Annotated in this window: 16 protein-coding genes and 1 tRNA gene; 5 read left to right on the top strand and 12 right to left on the bottom strand. The window is 66.0% G+C overall.

The genetic code is table 11. The annotated features are described in order from the left end of the window. Window positions 1-2: 2 nt before the first annotated feature. From HALXA_RS15485 to ribH, 12 genes are all read right to left on the bottom strand, one after another. Window positions 3-464, bottom strand: coding sequence for a NuoI/complex I 23 kDa subunit family protein (locus tag HALXA_RS15485; protein WP_013881331.1), 462 nt, complete (start codon window positions 462-464; stop codon window positions 3-5). Beyond that, window positions 461-1,555, bottom strand: coding sequence for a complex I subunit 1/NuoH family protein (locus HALXA_RS15480; RefSeq protein WP_013881330.1), 1,095 nt, complete (start codon window positions 1,553-1,555; stop codon window positions 461-463). The genes HALXA_RS15485 and HALXA_RS15480 overlap by 4 nt, the downstream gene beginning before the upstream one ends. Next, on the bottom strand, window positions 1,552-3,204 hold the full coding sequence (locus tag HALXA_RS15475) for an NADH-quinone oxidoreductase subunit D (protein WP_013881329.1): 1,653 nt from the start codon (window positions 3,202-3,204) through the stop codon (window positions 1,552-1,554). The genes HALXA_RS15480 and HALXA_RS15475 overlap by 4 nt, the downstream gene beginning before the upstream one ends. Beyond that, window positions 3,201-3,908: an NADH-quinone oxidoreductase subunit B gene (locus tag HALXA_RS15470; RefSeq protein ID WP_013881328.1), complete on the bottom strand. Its 708-nt coding sequence runs from the start codon at window positions 3,906-3,908 to the stop codon at window positions 3,201-3,203. The genes HALXA_RS15475 and HALXA_RS15470 overlap by 4 nt, the downstream gene beginning before the upstream one ends. Beyond that, window positions 3,905-4,318, bottom strand: coding sequence for an NADH-quinone oxidoreductase subunit A (locus HALXA_RS15465; RefSeq protein WP_013881327.1), 414 nt, complete (start codon window positions 4,316-4,318; stop codon window positions 3,905-3,907). The genes HALXA_RS15470 and HALXA_RS15465 overlap by 4 nt, the downstream gene beginning before the upstream one ends. Window positions 4,319-4,578: 260 nt before the next feature. Then, window positions 4,579-5,217: an AIR carboxylase family protein gene (locus HALXA_RS15460; protein WP_013881326.1), complete on the bottom strand. Its 639-nt coding sequence runs from the start codon at window positions 5,215-5,217 to the stop codon at window positions 4,579-4,581. A gap of 15 nt (window positions 5,218-5,232) precedes the next feature. Continuing rightward, window positions 5,233-6,486, bottom strand: coding sequence for a 5-(carboxyamino)imidazole ribonucleotide synthase (locus HALXA_RS15455; RefSeq protein WP_083822851.1), 1,254 nt, complete (start codon window positions 6,484-6,486; stop codon window positions 5,233-5,235). A gap of 64 nt (window positions 6,487-6,550) precedes the next feature. Then, window positions 6,551-7,672, bottom strand: coding sequence for a guanosine monophosphate reductase (locus tag HALXA_RS15450; protein ID WP_013881324.1), 1,122 nt, complete (start codon window positions 7,670-7,672; stop codon window positions 6,551-6,553). 161 nt (window positions 7,673-7,833) lie between these two features. After that, a tRNA-Gln gene (locus HALXA_RS15445) sits at window positions 7,834-7,936 on the bottom strand. A 36-nt stretch (window positions 7,937-7,972) separates the two neighbouring features. Beyond that, complete coding sequence (locus HALXA_RS15440; RefSeq protein WP_013881323.1) at window positions 7,973-8,707, bottom strand: HNH endonuclease; 735 nt, start codon at window positions 8,705-8,707, stop codon at window positions 7,973-7,975. 105 nt (window positions 8,708-8,812) lie between these two features. Then, entirely contained in the window at window positions 8,813-9,961 is a 1,149-nt protein-coding gene (locus tag HALXA_RS15435; RefSeq protein ID WP_013881322.1) for a pyridoxal phosphate-dependent aminotransferase, read from the bottom strand. A 10-nt stretch (window positions 9,962-9,971) separates the two neighbouring features. Beyond that, complete coding sequence (ribH, locus tag HALXA_RS15430; protein WP_013881321.1) at window positions 9,972-10,400, bottom strand: 6,7-dimethyl-8-ribityllumazine synthase; 429 nt, start codon at window positions 10,398-10,400, stop codon at window positions 9,972-9,974. A gap of 192 nt (window positions 10,401-10,592) precedes the next feature. On the opposite strand from ribH, the gene HALXA_RS15425 reads away from it, so the two are divergent. The 5 genes from HALXA_RS15425 (at window position 10,593) to HALXA_RS15405 (ending at window position 14,039) form a co-directional block, all read left to right on the top strand. After that, the gene (locus tag HALXA_RS15425) at window positions 10,593-11,156 is read left to right on the top strand and encodes a hypothetical protein (protein WP_013881320.1); all 564 of its coding nucleotides are present in this window, start codon (window positions 10,593-10,595) and stop codon (window positions 11,154-11,156) included. Then, window positions 11,156-11,779, top strand: a complete 624-nt coding sequence (locus tag HALXA_RS15420; RefSeq protein WP_013881319.1) for a hypothetical protein — start codon at window positions 11,156-11,158, stop codon at window positions 11,777-11,779. The genes HALXA_RS15425 and HALXA_RS15420 overlap by 1 nt, the downstream gene beginning before the upstream one ends. Before the next feature lie 113 nt (window positions 11,780-11,892). Then, window positions 11,893-12,270, top strand: a complete 378-nt coding sequence (locus HALXA_RS15415; protein WP_013881318.1) for a NifU family protein — start codon at window positions 11,893-11,895, stop codon at window positions 12,268-12,270. Between the two features lie 240 nt (window positions 12,271-12,510). Further along, a complete protein-coding gene (locus HALXA_RS15410; protein ID WP_049895484.1) occupies window positions 12,511-13,086 on the top strand; it encodes an amino acid-binding protein in 576 nt (191 codons plus the stop codon). After that, window positions 13,086-14,039 carry a homoserine dehydrogenase gene (locus HALXA_RS15405; protein WP_013881316.1) on the top strand — a complete coding sequence of 318 codons (954 nt, stop codon included), beginning with the start codon at window positions 13,086-13,088 and terminating at the stop codon, window positions 14,037-14,039. Before HALXA_RS15410 ends, HALXA_RS15405 begins: the two co-directional genes overlap by 1 nt. The last annotated feature ends 136 nt before the right edge of the window (window positions 14,040-14,175 follow it).

Raw genomic sequence — 14,175 nt, 5'->3', positions numbered from 1 at the left:
CGTCACTGGTAATCGACCTCCCCTTCGCCCTCGCCGATCCACGCGCCCCGGTCGGGTTCGCGCGACTCGAGCGGGTCGATGTCCTTGTACCACGGCACCGACTTCAGCTGCTCCTTGTTGTACACCAGGTCGTGTTTGGTGTCGCCGGTGAACTCGAAGTTCTGGGTGAGCAGGATGGCGTCGGTCGGGCACACCTCCTCGCAGAGGCGGCAGTAGACGCACTGCCCGATGTGGAGGTTGTACTGTTCGCCGTTGCGCTTGTCGTCCATCACGATCTGGATCGTGTCGTTCGGACAGACGTTCTCGCACTGACGACACCAGATGCACCGCTCCTGGCTCCACTTGTGGACGCCGCGGAACCGCGGCGACACGTCGGGTGCCGTCTTCGGGTACTCCACCGTGAAGGTGGAGCCGTCCAGCGCGTGCTTCATCGTCGTTGCCATTGATTTGAGTAGTCCGATCATGCGATCACCCCAACGATTGCCGCAGTCAGTCCGAGGTTCGCGAAGGAAAGGACCAGCAGCCCCTTCCAGCCGATTTCGATCAGTTGGTCGATCCGGACGCGCGGGATGGCCGACCGCAGCCACTGGGTCAGCAGGAACGCCGCCCAGATCTTGATAATGAACCAGACGATCCCCAGTCCCTCGGGGCCCGGTCCGGCCGGGCCGCCGAGGAAGATCGTCGCGATGATCGCCCCGCCGAGGAAGATGTGGAGGAACTCGCCGAGGTAGACGAGCACGAAGTAGACCGAGGAGTACTCGGTCTGGTACCCCGCGACGAGTTCCGCCGGCGCCTCGGGCATGTCGAAGGGATTCCGGCCGACCTCCGCGAAGTTCGCGATCAGGAACAGCACGAACGCGAACGGGTTCACGAGGGCGAACCACGCCGGAATCCCCCACTCGAGGCCGGGGATCGTAAACAGCGTCGTCTGGTTCTGGACGGCGACGATCTCGCTCATGCGCAGCGAGCCCGAGAAGAGCACGACCGACATGCCGGTCACGACCAGCGGGATCTCGTAGGCGACGTTCTGCGCGACCGCGCGCAGGCCGCCCAGCAGCGAGTACTTGTTGTCCGACGCGTAGCCGGCCATCACCAGTCCGATCGACGCGATGCCGGCGATGGCGAAGACGTAGGCCAGTCCGACTTCGGGGTCGGCCAGATGGACGCCGCTACCCATCGGGATGACGGCGAACCCGAGCAGCGCCGAGCCCGCGATGACGACCGGCGCGAGGTCGTAGGCCGGTCGGTCCGCGTTCTCGGGAACGATCAGTTCCTTCGAGAGCAGGCGGACCGCGTCGGCGACGATGATCAGAACGCCGCCCGGACCGAGGTGGTTGACCGCGATTCGGTCGGTGAAGGCGGCCGTGATCTTTCGCTTCGCCCAGGGACCGGCGACGCCGGTCATCGCGAGCATCAGGTTGCCGACGATGAACGCCGCGACGAACGTCGCGACCAGTTCGCCGGCGAGTCCGAACCCGCTCAGGCCGGTCAGCTCGCCGATCCGCTCGGGGAGCAGTACCGTCTCGTCGCTCTGGAGTGGCGTCGCCGCGTTCATCGATCCACCTCCCCGAGCACGATATCGAGGCTACCGAGCGACGCGATCAGGTCGGGGACGTACTCCCCTTCGGACATCTCGGGCAGCACCTGCAGGTTCGAGAAGCACGGGCTCCGGATCTTGAATCGGGCCGGCTTGTCGGTGCCGTCCGATCGCATGTAGATCCCGAGTTCACCCTTCGCGGCCTCGACGGCGCGGTAGGTTTCGGCGTCGGCGTCCGGCTTGAGGGTGCGGGGAACGTTGGCCTGGACCTCGCGCTCGTCCTCGGGCCAGTCCTCGAGCAGGTCGAGACACTGCTCGATGATCTTGGCCGACTCCTCGACTTCCTCCATGCGAGCGAGCACGCGGGCGTAGTTGTCGCAGCCCTCGCGCGTGACGACGTCCCATTCGAGGTTCTCGTAGTACCCGTAGGGGTCGTCGCGTCGGAGGTCGTAGTCGATTCCGGAGGCGCGAGCGACCGGGCCCGTGCAGCCGTAGTCCTTAGCCACCTCGGGCTCGATAACGCCGGTGTCGATACACCGGGTCTGGAAGATCTCGTTCGAGGTGACCATATCGTGGTACTCGTCGACCTTCGCGGGGAGTTCGTCGAGGAAGTCGCGCGTCTTCTCGATGAACTCCTCGCGGGGTTCGGGGAGGTCCCACGCGACCCCGCCGACGCGGAAGTAGTTGAACATCATCCGCTGGCCGGTCAGGTCCTCCAAGATGTCCTGGACGACCTCCCGGTCGCGGAACGTGTACATGAAGATGGCGGTGAACTCGCCGTAGACGTCCAGCGCGAACGTCCCCAGCGCGAGCATGTGCGAGGCGATCCGACAGAGTTCGGCCCCCATAGTCCGGATGACCTGCGCGTACTCGGGGACTTCGATGTCCGCCATATCCTCGATCGCTCGCGCGTAGGCCCACTCGTTTAACAGCCCCGAGGAGACGTAGTCCCAGCGGTCGGGGTAGGGCATGATCTGGTGGCGGTAAGTCCCCTGCTGGCACATCTGCTCCTCGCAGCGGTGGAGGTAGCCGATGTCCGGATCGACGTCGACGACGGTCTCGCCGTCGAGTACGGTCTCGACGTGGAGCACGCCGTGAGTCGCCGGGTGGTGCGGCCCGATGTTCAGGAACATCGTGTCCGACTCGGCGTCCTCGTGATCCGGCTGGATCGGGTTCGCGTGCTCCGAGAGGGTGACGACCTGCGGCTTGGTCTGGTCGTAGTCGTCCGAGAGCGGGTGGCCCTGCCACGTCTCGGGCAGCAGGATGCGCCGCAGGTCCGGGTGGTCGGCGTACTCGATGCCGACGAGGTCGTAGGCCTCTCGCTCGTGCCAGTCGGCGGTGCGGAACACCGGCTCCGCGCTCTCGCTGACCGGATCGTTGCGCGTCGTCGGGACGACGATACTCACCTCGTCGGTCGGATCGCTGTACTTCTTGAGGTGGTAGATCGACTCGTACCGATCGTCGTACTGCTGTGCGGTGACGCACGAGAGGTGATCGTAGCCGGCCCGCTCCCGGAGGTCCGACAGGACGCTCTGGACTTCGTCCGGATTGATGACGAAGGCGGGCGCGTTCATGTGGTCGTCGCGCCCGATCGCGCGATCGCCGATCAGCGCCTCGAGGTCGTCCGCCGAGAGTTGCTCCGGCTGGCGTTCGATGCCCGTGCTCATGGCGAATCAGCCCAGTTGTACCGCATGACGAGGTCGTCCTCGTCGATCTCGCTCGCGAGCTTCTGCACCAGTTCGTCCTCGGGGAGGTCGCCGAACTCCTCGAGTTCGTACGGCTTGACGACGACGGGCGAAGATTCCCCGTTCTGGATCCGCTCCTGCAGTTTGAGGACGCCGTACAGCAGCGCCTCGGGACGGGGCGGACAGCCCGGAACGTGAATGTCGACGGGGATGATCTCCTCGGCGCCCTTCACGACGTTGTAGCCCTTCTGGAAGGGACCGCCGGAGATCGTACACGAGCCCATTCCGACGACGAACTTGGGTTCGGGCATCTGGTCGTAGACGCGCTTCATGCGCGGCCCGAACTTCGAGACGATCGTCCCGGGGACGATCATCACGTCGGCCTGCCGCGGCGACGCGCGCGGCACGCCGGCCCCGTAGCGGTCGAGGTCGTGTTTGATCGCGTACGTGTGCATCATCTCGATGCTACAGCACGCGATCCCGAACTGCAGCATGAACATCGAGTTCCCGCGAACCCAGTTCATGAACTCGTCGAACTTCGTGAGGATGAACGGCGACGCGCCGAACGCCTCACGGAGCTTCGAGTTGAATCGGTCGTCGACGCCCTCACCGATCCGGGAGTCGCGGGTGTCCGTCGACGGTGCGGTGCTGCCGTGGATCTGCTGTTTGGGTTCGTCGCTGCTCATGGTCGATCAGTTCCGCCTTCCACCTGCCGCGGTGTCTGTGCCCACTGTACTGCACCGTTGCGCCACGCCCACGCGAGCCCCACGAGGAGGATGGCAACGAACGCGACCATCGGTCCGAGGATCTCGAGCAGCGAAACGGCATCCGATTCAACAGCCTCTCGATACACGACCGCCCACGGGAACAGCAGGACGGTCTCGATATCGAAGACGAGGAACAGAAGCGCAACCATGTAGTACTGGATGTTGAACCGGACGCGCGTTCCGCCGGTCGGAACCTCGCCACTCTCGTAGGTGGCACGTTTACTCGTTTCTGGGACGGTCGGCCGCAGGAGGTACGATACCGCCATCATCCCGAACGGTATCAGCAGTCCCACGAGCGCTAACGCCCCGATCGCTATCCAGTCGTTCATCTACGTAACGTTCGGAGGTTGAAACCGCACGCACATAAGGGTTGATTGTTCGATTTCCGGGTCAATACGGGCCAAACGGTGGCTTCCGCGCCCTAATACGTGCTAAATTAATCACCCTAGTACCATACTAATCGGTACAAAAAGTGACCGAACGGGTAATCGACGGTTACCGGCGGTCCGAACGGTGGCGACAGCGCTCGAGAGGAGGGAACAGAATCTTACCGGAGAGTCGGCCACGATCGATCGGTCTCGAGCGTATCCTACTGCGATCCGTCTCGGAACGCCGGCGTTCCTTCGTCATGGAGCCGGCGGGAGACGTCGCCGACGCCCTCGCGGAGGTCCTCGTGGTACGACACCAGCCGGTCCCGCACCTCGTCGTGCTGACGGGCGAGGATCTGGGCCGCAGAAAGCGCGGCGTTGAACGACTTGCCGGCGTCGACCGCCACGAGCGGCGCGCCCGTCGGCATCCCGATCACGCTGTCGACGGACTTCTCCTGCACCGGCACGCCGATGACCGGCAGCGGGTACGCGATCGACGCTGTCATGTTCGGCAGGTCGGCGGATTTGCCGCCCGCGCCGGCGATGATGACCTCGAGACCGCGCTCCTCGGCGGTCTCCGCGTAGGCGGTCATCAGGTCCGGTGTCCGGTGGGCGGAGGTGACGTAGGTCTCGAAGGTGAAGCGCTCCGCGGGCGGGTTCTCGTAGTCGGTCTGCTCGGCGAAGCCGAGTTCGTCGACGAAGGCGTCGTAGGCGCCGCGCCGGCGACCGCCGGTCATCATCGTCTCGAGGTCGGAATCGCTGCCCATCACGATGCCGACGTCGGGGGTTTCTTCGTCCGGACGGTCCTGCTGGGCTTCGTCGTGCAGTCGGTCGATGAGGTCTGAAACGCTGTCTGTCATGTGTACCGGTCGGTCTCACTCCGCCGTGAACGTCACGGATTCCTCGAGGCCGCGCGCCGTCTCGAGCAGGTCCTCGACGTCGGTTTCGTCGTCGCGGGCGCACACCGTCACGTGGCCCATCTTCCGCAGCGGCCGGGCCTCGCGCTTGCCGTACCAGTGGAGGTGCGCGGCGGGCGTCTCGTGGATCTTCTCGACGCCGCGCAGCGCCGCCTTCTGGTTCTCTTCGACGTCGCCCAGCAGGTTCGTCATCACGGTCGACGACCGAAGGTCGGTCGCGGCCAGCGGCCAGCCCAGCACCGCGCGGACGTGCTGCTCGAACTGCGAGCTGTGTGCCCCTTCGATCGTCCAGTGGCCCGAGTTGTGCGGCCGCGGGGCGATCTCGTTGAGCAGGATCTCGCCGTCGGTCGTTTCGAACAACTCGATACCGTAGACGCCGCGGCCGTCCATCACCTCGAGCACGTCCTCGGCGACCTCGCGGGCGCGTTCCGCGACGGCGTCGCTCGAGCGCGCGGGGACGATGGTCTCTCGGAGGATCTCGTCGACGTGGACGTTCTCCCCGATCGGGAACGCGGCGGTCTCGTCGTACCCCTCGACCGCGATGACCGAGACCTCGCGCTCGAACTCGACGAACGCCTCGACCATCGCCGGGCCGGCGACCGACTCGAGGGCTTCTTCGGCCTCGTCCTTCGACTCGACGGGAACGTTCCCGCGGCCGTCGTAGCCGCCGGTGCGGGCCTTCAGCATGACCGGCGCGCCGTAGTCGTCGATCGCCTCGCGAATGTCGTCGGCGTCCTCGACCTCGCGGAACGGCGGCACCGGCACGCCCGCGGCCTCGAGTTCCCGCTTCTGGACGAGCTTGTCGTGGATCGTCTCGAGCGTCGCGGGCTTCGGGTGGACCGGCGTCCCCGAGTCCTCGCTGACGCGCTCTAAGACGTCCTGATCAGCCAGTTCGATCTCGAAGGTAAGGACGTCCGCCCGCGCGGCGAGTTCGCGGATTCCCGCCTCGTCGTCGAAGTCCGCGACGATCTGGTCGCGCGCGACGGGCGCGGCCGGACAGTCCGGCGTCGGATCGAGCACGACCACCTCGACGCCGAGCGGTGCGGCCGCCTCGGCGAGCATTCGCCCGAGCTGTCCCCCGCCGACCACGCCGAGCGTCGGGCCCGGCGTCCGGAGCGTCGTCATTTGGCGGCGGTTCTCGGCGCCCGCGCTTAAGGATTCCTCATTCCCGGTTCTCGAGCGCCGCGCTCGAGGCGTTCGTACGGGAGAGATAAAAATCGCACAGCCGGCTCGACGCTTCGATACGCGGGACGGGAGAACGCGCAGCCGAAATTCGTTAGTCGTCGCTCTCGGCGGGTGCGGAGCCGTTGTCGGCGCCGGTGGTGTCAGCGTCGTCGACTACGCTGTCGACGCTGATGCCCTCCCAGTCGTGATCCGCGTGGTAGCCCTCGCGTTCCTTCGCGCTGTCGGCGACGCGGATGAACTCGGCCTTCTCGCGAGCTGCAGGGATCGTGTGACCGCCGCAGTAGGACAGACCAGACTGGATCCCCGCACAGAACTCTTTGACGACGTCCGCGACTGGTCCTTTGTAGGGCGTCAACGCTTCGACGCCCTCGTCAGCGCGGACGTTGGCTTCGTCCTTATCGTCGCGGTTCTCCGCGGCGGTCGTGGTCGCCATCCCGCGCGAGCGCTTGTACTTCGTGCCCTCTACCTCGACGACCGCGCCGGGCGCCTCCTCGGTTCCGGCGAAGAGGCTGCCCATCATCACCGTGTCGGCACCCGCCATCAGCGCCTTGACTGCGTCGCCAGAGGTGCGGATCCCGCCGTCGGCGCAGATCGTGACGTCGAGGTCCTCGGCCGCGTCCGCGCAGTCGTCGACGGCCGTCAACTGCGGCACGCCGGCGCCCGCGACCTTCCGCGTCGTGCAGTGCGAGCCCGGCCCGATGCCGACCTTCACGCAGTCCGCACCGGCGGCCGCGAGATCCTCGACGCCCGCGGGCGTGGCAACGTTCCCCGCGACGAGGTCCGTGTCCGGGAATTCCTCGTGGATCTCCGCGACGGCCTCGAGCGTCCGCTCGAGGTGACCGTGGGCGACATCGACCACGAGCGCGTCGACGCCGGCCTCGACCAGCGCGGCGCTGCGTCCGACGTGGTCCTCGTTGATCCCGACGGCGGCGGCGACCCGCTCGCCGGCATCTTTGACTTCCTCGACTTGGTTAGCCTGTTCTTCGGGTGTGAGGAAGCGGTGAAGAACTCCGATACCGCCGTTCCGGGAGAGTTCGATCGCTAACTCGGTCTCGGTGACGGTGTCCATTGCCGCCGAAACCAACGGCGTCCCGAGTTCGAGGTTCGGCGTGAAGTTCGTCTCGAGGTCCACGTTGCTGCGACTGTCGACGGGCGAGCGCTTCGGCACGAGCAGCACGTCGCCGTAACTCAATCCGGTGCGAAGGTTGTCCATGACCCCTCCGTATTCGGAGATGCTCTCGGATAAGGTTCTCGGCTTCGTTAGATACTGCGAGGACTGGATCACAACTTCTGCAGAACCGTACTACCGAGTTTTCAGTAGGCGGTTCGCTACACGAGGCTACGTCGCTTGAGGAAAAATAATATATATGATAGTAGTCCCGGGCGGATTCGAACCGCCGTCATGGGCTGTCTTCCGTGACGGAACGAACCGAACACGTCCAAAGGCCCATATGATTGGCCACTACACCACGGGACTTCGCAATCCTCGGTAGATCATCGTCGCACAATAGTGTTACTTTTTGTCGCGAGACGACACCGCGATAGATCCCGCTTCCGCCCGCCGGTGACTCACGACGTTATCCATTGTGTGAGCGTCTTCGGGCCGATCGAAGGACCGCACGGGTCGAACGTGGTGCACGTCCGGGTTTTGGCCGAGTTCGTCCGGTCCCGCACCGCAGTGTTGGCACTCGTAGCCATCTCGCTCGAGCGCCCGCCGCCGAATCCGCCACCACTCTCGGCCGTACTCGATCGTACCCCCCTCCCACTGGTGGTGATCCGGGCCGACCACGTTTGTCGAGAGCCACTCGCCGTAGCACTCGAGCGTACAGAAGAAGCCGCGTTCCTGCGTCTCGAACTTCGCCGGGCGGACCTCGAGATTCGATCCGCAAGATCCACACTCGACGGTCACTCGCGCTCCTTTCTCCGACGGGTTTTCGGGGAGCAATCCGATCGCGTCTTCGACGCAGTCTGGACAGTACACGCCGTCTTTGTCCGACGGATAGTACGAGAACGTCTCACCGCAGGAGTCACACGATGTCGTTTCCGTTGCGTCCTTCCAGTTGCCGTTGTGCTCGCCCGCGTTCGGATTGCAGTCGTCGCAAGACTCTCTGCGCGCCTTCGGATCGTAAAAGACGGAGCCACAACCCGAGCACACCCGGTTCGGCAGCGGCTCGCCGTGCACCTTCGTGTGGTGCTGGCGCATTCCCTGCTCGGTCTGCAACGATTTCCCGCACGTGGGACAGTCCATACGGCGGGTGGCCGCGGTATCGGATATAAACTACAGGCGAGGCTAATGCGATCGAAGGTCGGACGACAGAAAACGATCGCCGAACGATCCGCGACGGCAGCCGCGTTACAGGTAGTCTTCCTCGGCCAGCCGTTCGATGCCTTCTTCGAGCCGCTCTTCACTGGCGGCGTACGAAATCCGCGCGTAGCCGGGCGTGCCGAACGCACTGCCGGGCACGGTCGCGACGTGGGCGTCCTCGATGGCTCCCTCACACCACTCCTGATCGTCGTCGTCGACGGGCAGCATCATGTAGAACGCGCCCTGGGGTTCGGCGACGTCGACGCCGTGGTCGTCGAGCAGGTCGATGACGAGGTCGCGCCGCTCCTCGAAGGCCTCGACCATCTGCTCGACGGCGGTGTCGGTGTTCTCGAGGGCCTCGATGCCGGCGTGCTGGACGAAGTTGACGGCCGAGGAGACGGAGTGGCTGTGGAGCTTGCCGGCCTGGTCGATCAGTTCCTCGGGGCCGGCGAAGTAACCCAGCCGCCAGCCGGTCATCGAGTAGGCCTTCGAGAAGCCGTTGACCGTGATGGTGCGGTCGGCCATCCCGTCGAAGGTGCCGAGGCTCGTGGGCTCGACGCCGTAGGTGATCTCCTTGTAGATCTCGTCCGAGATGACGGTGACGTCGTGTTCGACCGCAAGATCGCGCACGCCCTCGAGCGCTTCGTCGGAGTAAACGGCGCCGGTGGGGTTCGACGGCGAGTTGACGATCAGCAGTTCGGTCTCGTCGGATACCGCGTCGGCGAGGTCGTCGAGCGCGGGCTCGAGCTGGAAGTCCGAGTCCGAGAGGTCGACGCGGGTGAGGTCGCCGCCGGCCATCTTGACCATCGCCTCGTAGGAGACCCACGCGGGGTCGAGCAGGACGACCTCGTCGCCCTCGCCGACCAGCGACTGGACGATCTCGTACAGCGCCTGCTTCGCGCCGGGCGTGACGATGACCTCGTCGGTGGTGTGCTCGAGGCCGTCTGCGGCCAGCTTGTCGACGATCGCCTCGCGGAGCTCGAGGATGCCGGCGGAGGTGGTGTAGCCGGTGTGGCCGGCGTCCATCGCGTCCTTCCCGGCCTCGACGATGTTTTCGGGCGTCGGGAAGTCCGGTTCGCCGACGGAGAGGTCGACGATGTCGGCGCCCTCGTTCTCGAGTTCGGTCGCGAGGGCGGAGATGGCCAGCGTTGCGGACGGTTCGACTCGGGTTACGCGGTCGGTGAATTCCATCGTCATGGTAGTACTGTTACTGATCTGCGTCGGGATCGGGATCGGGCAGCGATACGACCAGATCGAGCGCGCTGTCGACGGCCGTGGCCGCGTTCTCGACGCGCTCGCGCGCTTCGGCGGCGGACATGCCGGGACCCGTCACGCCGAGCGTCACGGGAGTATCACGCTCGAGGGTCACGTCGGAGAGCCGCTGGGCGATCGCGTCGCCGATCACCTGATCGTGGTCGGTGTCGCCGGTGATGATGGCACCGACGACGGCGACGGCGTCGACCTCGGCGCGGCGCGCGAGCCGGTCGGCGGCCAGCGGCGCGTCGTACGCCCCCGGGACGTGGACCGTCTCGTACACCTCGGCGCCTGCGTCGCTGGCAGCCTCGAGGGCCGCCTCTTCCATCTGCTCGGTGACCGGGCGGTTGAACTCCGCGACCACCAATCCGAGCGCGGTCATGTGAGTGGCGTGGAGAGGGGAGGTAAAAGAGGTGCCGCTTTTCGGAGGCCGATTCGCTTCCCGTTCGCCGTCTGCCCCGCGAGACGGCCCCTCGAGCGGGAATAAACTGCCGTAAAACGTCATCAAACGAGAGAAAGTGCCGTTGATGATCGTTAGGGTATTTGATCAATCGGCTACTCACCGACGACTGCAATGAGTCTTGACCGCTACACAGCCCCCGCTGGCGTCGACCGCGATACGGTACAGTCGGTCAGCAAGCTCCTGCTCGCGACCCTCTCGCTGATCGGCCTCCTCTACCTCGCCTCGCTGCTCCCCGGGATCGACCGGCTCGTCCCGGGCACGCCGATTACCTTCGCCGCGATCGCGAGCGTCATCGCGACCGTCACGGTCGTCGGGCTCCTGTTGTTCCTCGCGCCCGCGCTCGCGGACCTCGTGCGATCGACGTTCGACGGTCCGGCAAGCGTCGTCGACGACGTCGCCTCGATCGTCCACCTGTTCGTCGTCCTCGTCGCGGTGCTCGTCGCCCACCGCGGGCTGGCCCCCGCGATCGTTCCCCTGCTCGAGGGCGGCGCCTGGGTGTACGACGTCGTCTTCCTCGCGCTGGCGCTGCCGCCGCTCGGCATCCTCGCGGCGCGGCTGTACGTCTCGCTCGATCCGATCGCCGAACTGCTGGCCGACAAAGTGACTCGAGCCGAATCGACACGGAACGGAAACACTGACGAGGATGCCGTCGCCACGGAGGGAGGTGAGCACTAATGTCGTTCCCTCCCTCCGACGCTGACGCCGCCGAAACGACCGACGGGACCGCAGCCGAGACCGGCCTCCCCGTCCTCGCGGGCGCGGCCACCGGACTCGGCGCCTGGCTCGTCGGCTACGCCGTCACCTACCTGCTCGTCGCGAACGACGTCCGCGAGTCGTCTCTGCAGCGGATGATCGAAGGGCTCGGCGGCGAGCCGGCCACCTACGAGATGGTCGGCTGGGTGTTCTACAACGCCCACCTGGCCGAGACGGTGTTCCGAAACGTCCCGCTGGTCGGTAGCCGCGCGACGTCGTACATCGGCGGCGAGAACGGATTCACAGTCGCCCTGTACGCGGTTCCCGTCGCGACCCTGCTGGTCGCCGGCCTCGCGCTCGCAGTGTACCGGGGCTCGTCGGCACCGACCGACGGCCTGCTCGCCGGCCTGACCGCGCTCCCGGGCTACCTCGTCGCCGCCGTCGCGGGCGTGTTCCTCTTCGAGGTCACCGTCGGGAACGCCGCGGGTGGTCCTGACGCGCTTCCGGCCGTCATCCTCGCCGGACTGCTCTTCCCCGCAGTCTGTGCGAGCGTCGGCGGTGTCGTCGGCGCAGTCGTTGTCGACCGAGTCCGCAGCGATCGGTAGTCGGCACGGTCGAATTCGGTTTTCGTCTGTTTTTCGCCGCTAGCCGATCGTGGATGATTAACCGTGAGTCTCGTAACCAAACCTATTCAGCGCTCGAGCGGCTAGAGCGGACAATGACTAATTCCGACGTCGATACCGACGCGGACGGATCACTCAAGGAGCGCGTCGAGACCTGGCTCACCCGCGAGATGCCGATCATCCAGATGCACGGCGGGACGAGCGCCGTCCGGAAAGCCGACCCCGAGAGCGGCGAGGTCATCATCGAACTCGGCGGCGGCTGTAAGGGGTGTTCGGTCAGCGACGTGACGACGGGCAACATCGAGGCCGAACTGATCAAATGGCCCGAGATCGACGAGGTGACGGTCCGCGTTCCGGACGCCCGCGATAGCCTCGGCGGCCCCGAGCAACCCGAATCGATCATGGGCGTCGATCGGACGGAAGGCGGCCGCGGTGACTGGGGCTCGTCGAACCCGGGCAAAGATCACCTGTAGTGGTTCGATCCGATCCTCGATCCGTCCAGTCTTGTTGATAGTGACGATACGTATTTTCTCATACGCGCGTAGCCGCGCACCAGAGTGGCTCGTGGGCCACAATAGTCGTGGGAGACCGCGTGCCACGTTGACAGGGTCGGTGAGTTTTGGGAACTCCTATATCCTTTTACGCCACAATTACGGAGTCGTACACCATGACGACGTGTGGACGTCCGCAAGCCGGTGCCGGAGGTGAGAACGATGGTCGATGAGCCAGCCGTCTCCGACGAGGAGGATACGGGGGACGACCCCGAGACGGACGGTGGCGTACAGGCCTACACCGTTCGCCTCGAGCTCGTCGACGAGCCGGGCGAGTTGCTTCGCGCCCTCTCCCCGATCGCCGAGAACGGCGGCAACCTCCTGAGTATTCACCACGAGCGCGGTAACATCACGCCGCGCGGGCACATCCCCGTCGAGGTCGACCTCGAGTGCCCGCCGGATCGATTCGAGGACATTGTCGAGGCGCTGCGCGACGCCGGCGTGAACGTCATTCAGGCCGGCGCCGACCGCTACGGCGAGGAGATCAACGTCGTGCTGGTCGGCCATCTCGTCGATACCGACCTCTCGCATACCTTAAACCGCATTCAGGACGAGACCAGCGCCGCCGTGCTCGATCTCTCGCTGTCCGCTCCCGAAGGGACCGACAACATCTCGAGTGCGCGCCTGCGGCTCGCCATCGACTCCGGCGACGCCGACGATACCCTCGAGACGATCCGCTCGATCGGCGCGGACAAGGAACTGACCGTCGTCGAACCGCTGCTCGGAGGTGACGCCTGATGGGACGGAAACTCGCAATTCTCGGCGCCGGCGACGTGGGCCGCTCGGTCGCGGACCTCGCCGGCGAGTACGGACACGAGGTCGTCGCGCTTGCGGACTCGAGTTCCGCCGCCGTCGACCCGGACGGGATCGACGTCGAATCGACCCTCGAGCGCAAGGTCGGCGGCGAGTCCGTCGGCACCGACGATCCGGAGGCCGTCTTCGAGACCGACTACGACGTCCTCGTCGAGGCGACGCCGACGACGCTCGGCGACGCCGAACCCGGCTTCTCGCACGTCGAACGCGCCCTCGAGGCGGACCGACACGTCGTCCTGGCCAACAAGGGCCCGGTCGCCGAACGCTACGAGGAGCTGCAGGCGCTCGAGGCCGACAGTGCCGGCTCGGTTCGCTTCGAGGCGACAGTCGGCGGCGCGATTCCGGTGCTGTCGACTGTCGAAGACGAGACACCCCAGGCCGTGACCGCCGTTCGGGGCGTCCTCAACGGCACTGCAAACTTCATCCTCACGCGCATGGCCGCGGAGGGGCTCGACTACGAGCACGTCCTCGCCGAAGCCCAGGACCTGGGCGTCGCCGAGGCCGACCCGACTTTCGACGTCGACGGCACCGACGCCGCGCTGAAGTTCGTCATCCTCGCGAACGTGCTGGCCGACGGCGGCTTCGCACTCGAGGACGCCGACGTTACGGGAATCCAGAACATCCCGGGTAGCGCGCTCGACCTCGCGGCCGAGGACGGCCGCACCATCCGGCTCATCGGCGAGGCGACCCGCGAGGGCGTCCGCGTGGCCCCGCGACTGGTACCCGAGAACGGGCCGCTGGCCGTGACGGGCACGCGAAACATCGTCCAGATCGAAACCAAGAACGCCGGCTCCTTGCACTCGAGCGGCCGCGGTGCCGGCGGTCCCGAGACGGCGACCGCAGTGCTGTCGGACGTCGGACGGCTGCCCGAACTGTAAGGCTCGACGCTCGTTTTCGTTCCCGTTCGCACCCCCTCGTCCGACTCGTCCGCGTCGACTGCTCCGACGCGGTCCGGCTCGGACACCACTCGTTCGACTGAAACACCTCGATCCGTTGCGGCTCAGAATCCGCCAA

It is taken from the genome of Halopiger xanaduensis SH-6 (genome assembly GCF_000217715.1).
GTDB classification, from domain to species: Archaea; Halobacteriota; Halobacteria; order Halobacteriales; family Natrialbaceae; genus Halopiger; species Halopiger xanaduensis.
The sequence above is the reverse complement of the archived record's forward strand: the minus strand, read 5'-3'. Positions and strand labels throughout refer to the sequence as shown.

What these genes read in the sequence shown, in the direction of transcription:
- HALXA_RS15485 (WP_013881331.1), bottom strand. Translation starts at nt 464, where the DNA reads ATGATCGGACTACTCAAATCAATGGCAACGACGATGAAGCACGCGCTG.
- HALXA_RS15480 (WP_013881330.1), bottom strand. Translation starts at nt 1,555, where the DNA reads ATGAACGCGGCGACGCCACTCCAGAGCGACGAGACGGTACTGCTCCCC.
- HALXA_RS15475 (WP_013881329.1), bottom strand. Translation starts at nt 3,204, where the DNA reads ATGAGCACGGGCATCGAACGCCAGCCGGAGCAACTCTCGGCGGACGAC.
- HALXA_RS15470 (WP_013881328.1), bottom strand. Translation starts at nt 3,908, where the DNA reads ATGAGCAGCGACGAACCCAAACAGCAGATCCACGGCAGCACCGCACCG.
- HALXA_RS15465 (WP_013881327.1), bottom strand. Translation starts at nt 4,318, where the DNA reads ATGAACGACTGGATAGCGATCGGGGCGTTAGCGCTCGTGGGACTGCTG.
- HALXA_RS15460 (WP_013881326.1), bottom strand. Translation starts at nt 5,217, where the DNA reads ATGACAGACAGCGTTTCAGACCTCATCGACCGACTGCACGACGAAGCC.
- HALXA_RS15450 (WP_013881324.1), bottom strand. Translation starts at nt 7,672, where the DNA reads ATGGACAACCTTCGCACCGGATTGAGTTACGGCGACGTGCTGCTCGTG.
- HALXA_RS15440 (WP_013881323.1), bottom strand. Translation starts at nt 8,707, where the DNA reads ATGGACTGTCCCACGTGCGGGAAATCGTTGCAGACCGAGCAGGGAATG.
- HALXA_RS15435 (WP_013881322.1), bottom strand. Translation starts at nt 9,961, where the DNA reads ATGACGATGGAATTCACCGACCGCGTAACCCGAGTCGAACCGTCCGCA.
- ribH (WP_013881321.1), bottom strand. Translation starts at nt 10,400, where the DNA reads ATGACCGCGCTCGGATTGGTGGTCGCGGAGTTCAACCGCCCGGTCACC.
- HALXA_RS15425 (WP_013881320.1), top strand. Translation starts at nt 10,593, where the DNA reads ATGAGTCTTGACCGCTACACAGCCCCCGCTGGCGTCGACCGCGATACG.
- HALXA_RS15420 (WP_013881319.1), top strand. Translation starts at nt 11,156, where the DNA reads ATGTCGTTCCCTCCCTCCGACGCTGACGCCGCCGAAACGACCGACGGG.
- HALXA_RS15415 (WP_013881318.1), top strand. Translation starts at nt 11,893, where the DNA reads ATGACTAATTCCGACGTCGATACCGACGCGGACGGATCACTCAAGGAG.
- HALXA_RS15410 (WP_049895484.1), top strand. Translation starts at nt 12,511, where the DNA reads ATGGTCGATGAGCCAGCCGTCTCCGACGAGGAGGATACGGGGGACGAC.
- HALXA_RS15405 (WP_013881316.1), top strand. Translation starts at nt 13,086, where the DNA reads ATGGGACGGAAACTCGCAATTCTCGGCGCCGGCGACGTGGGCCGCTCG.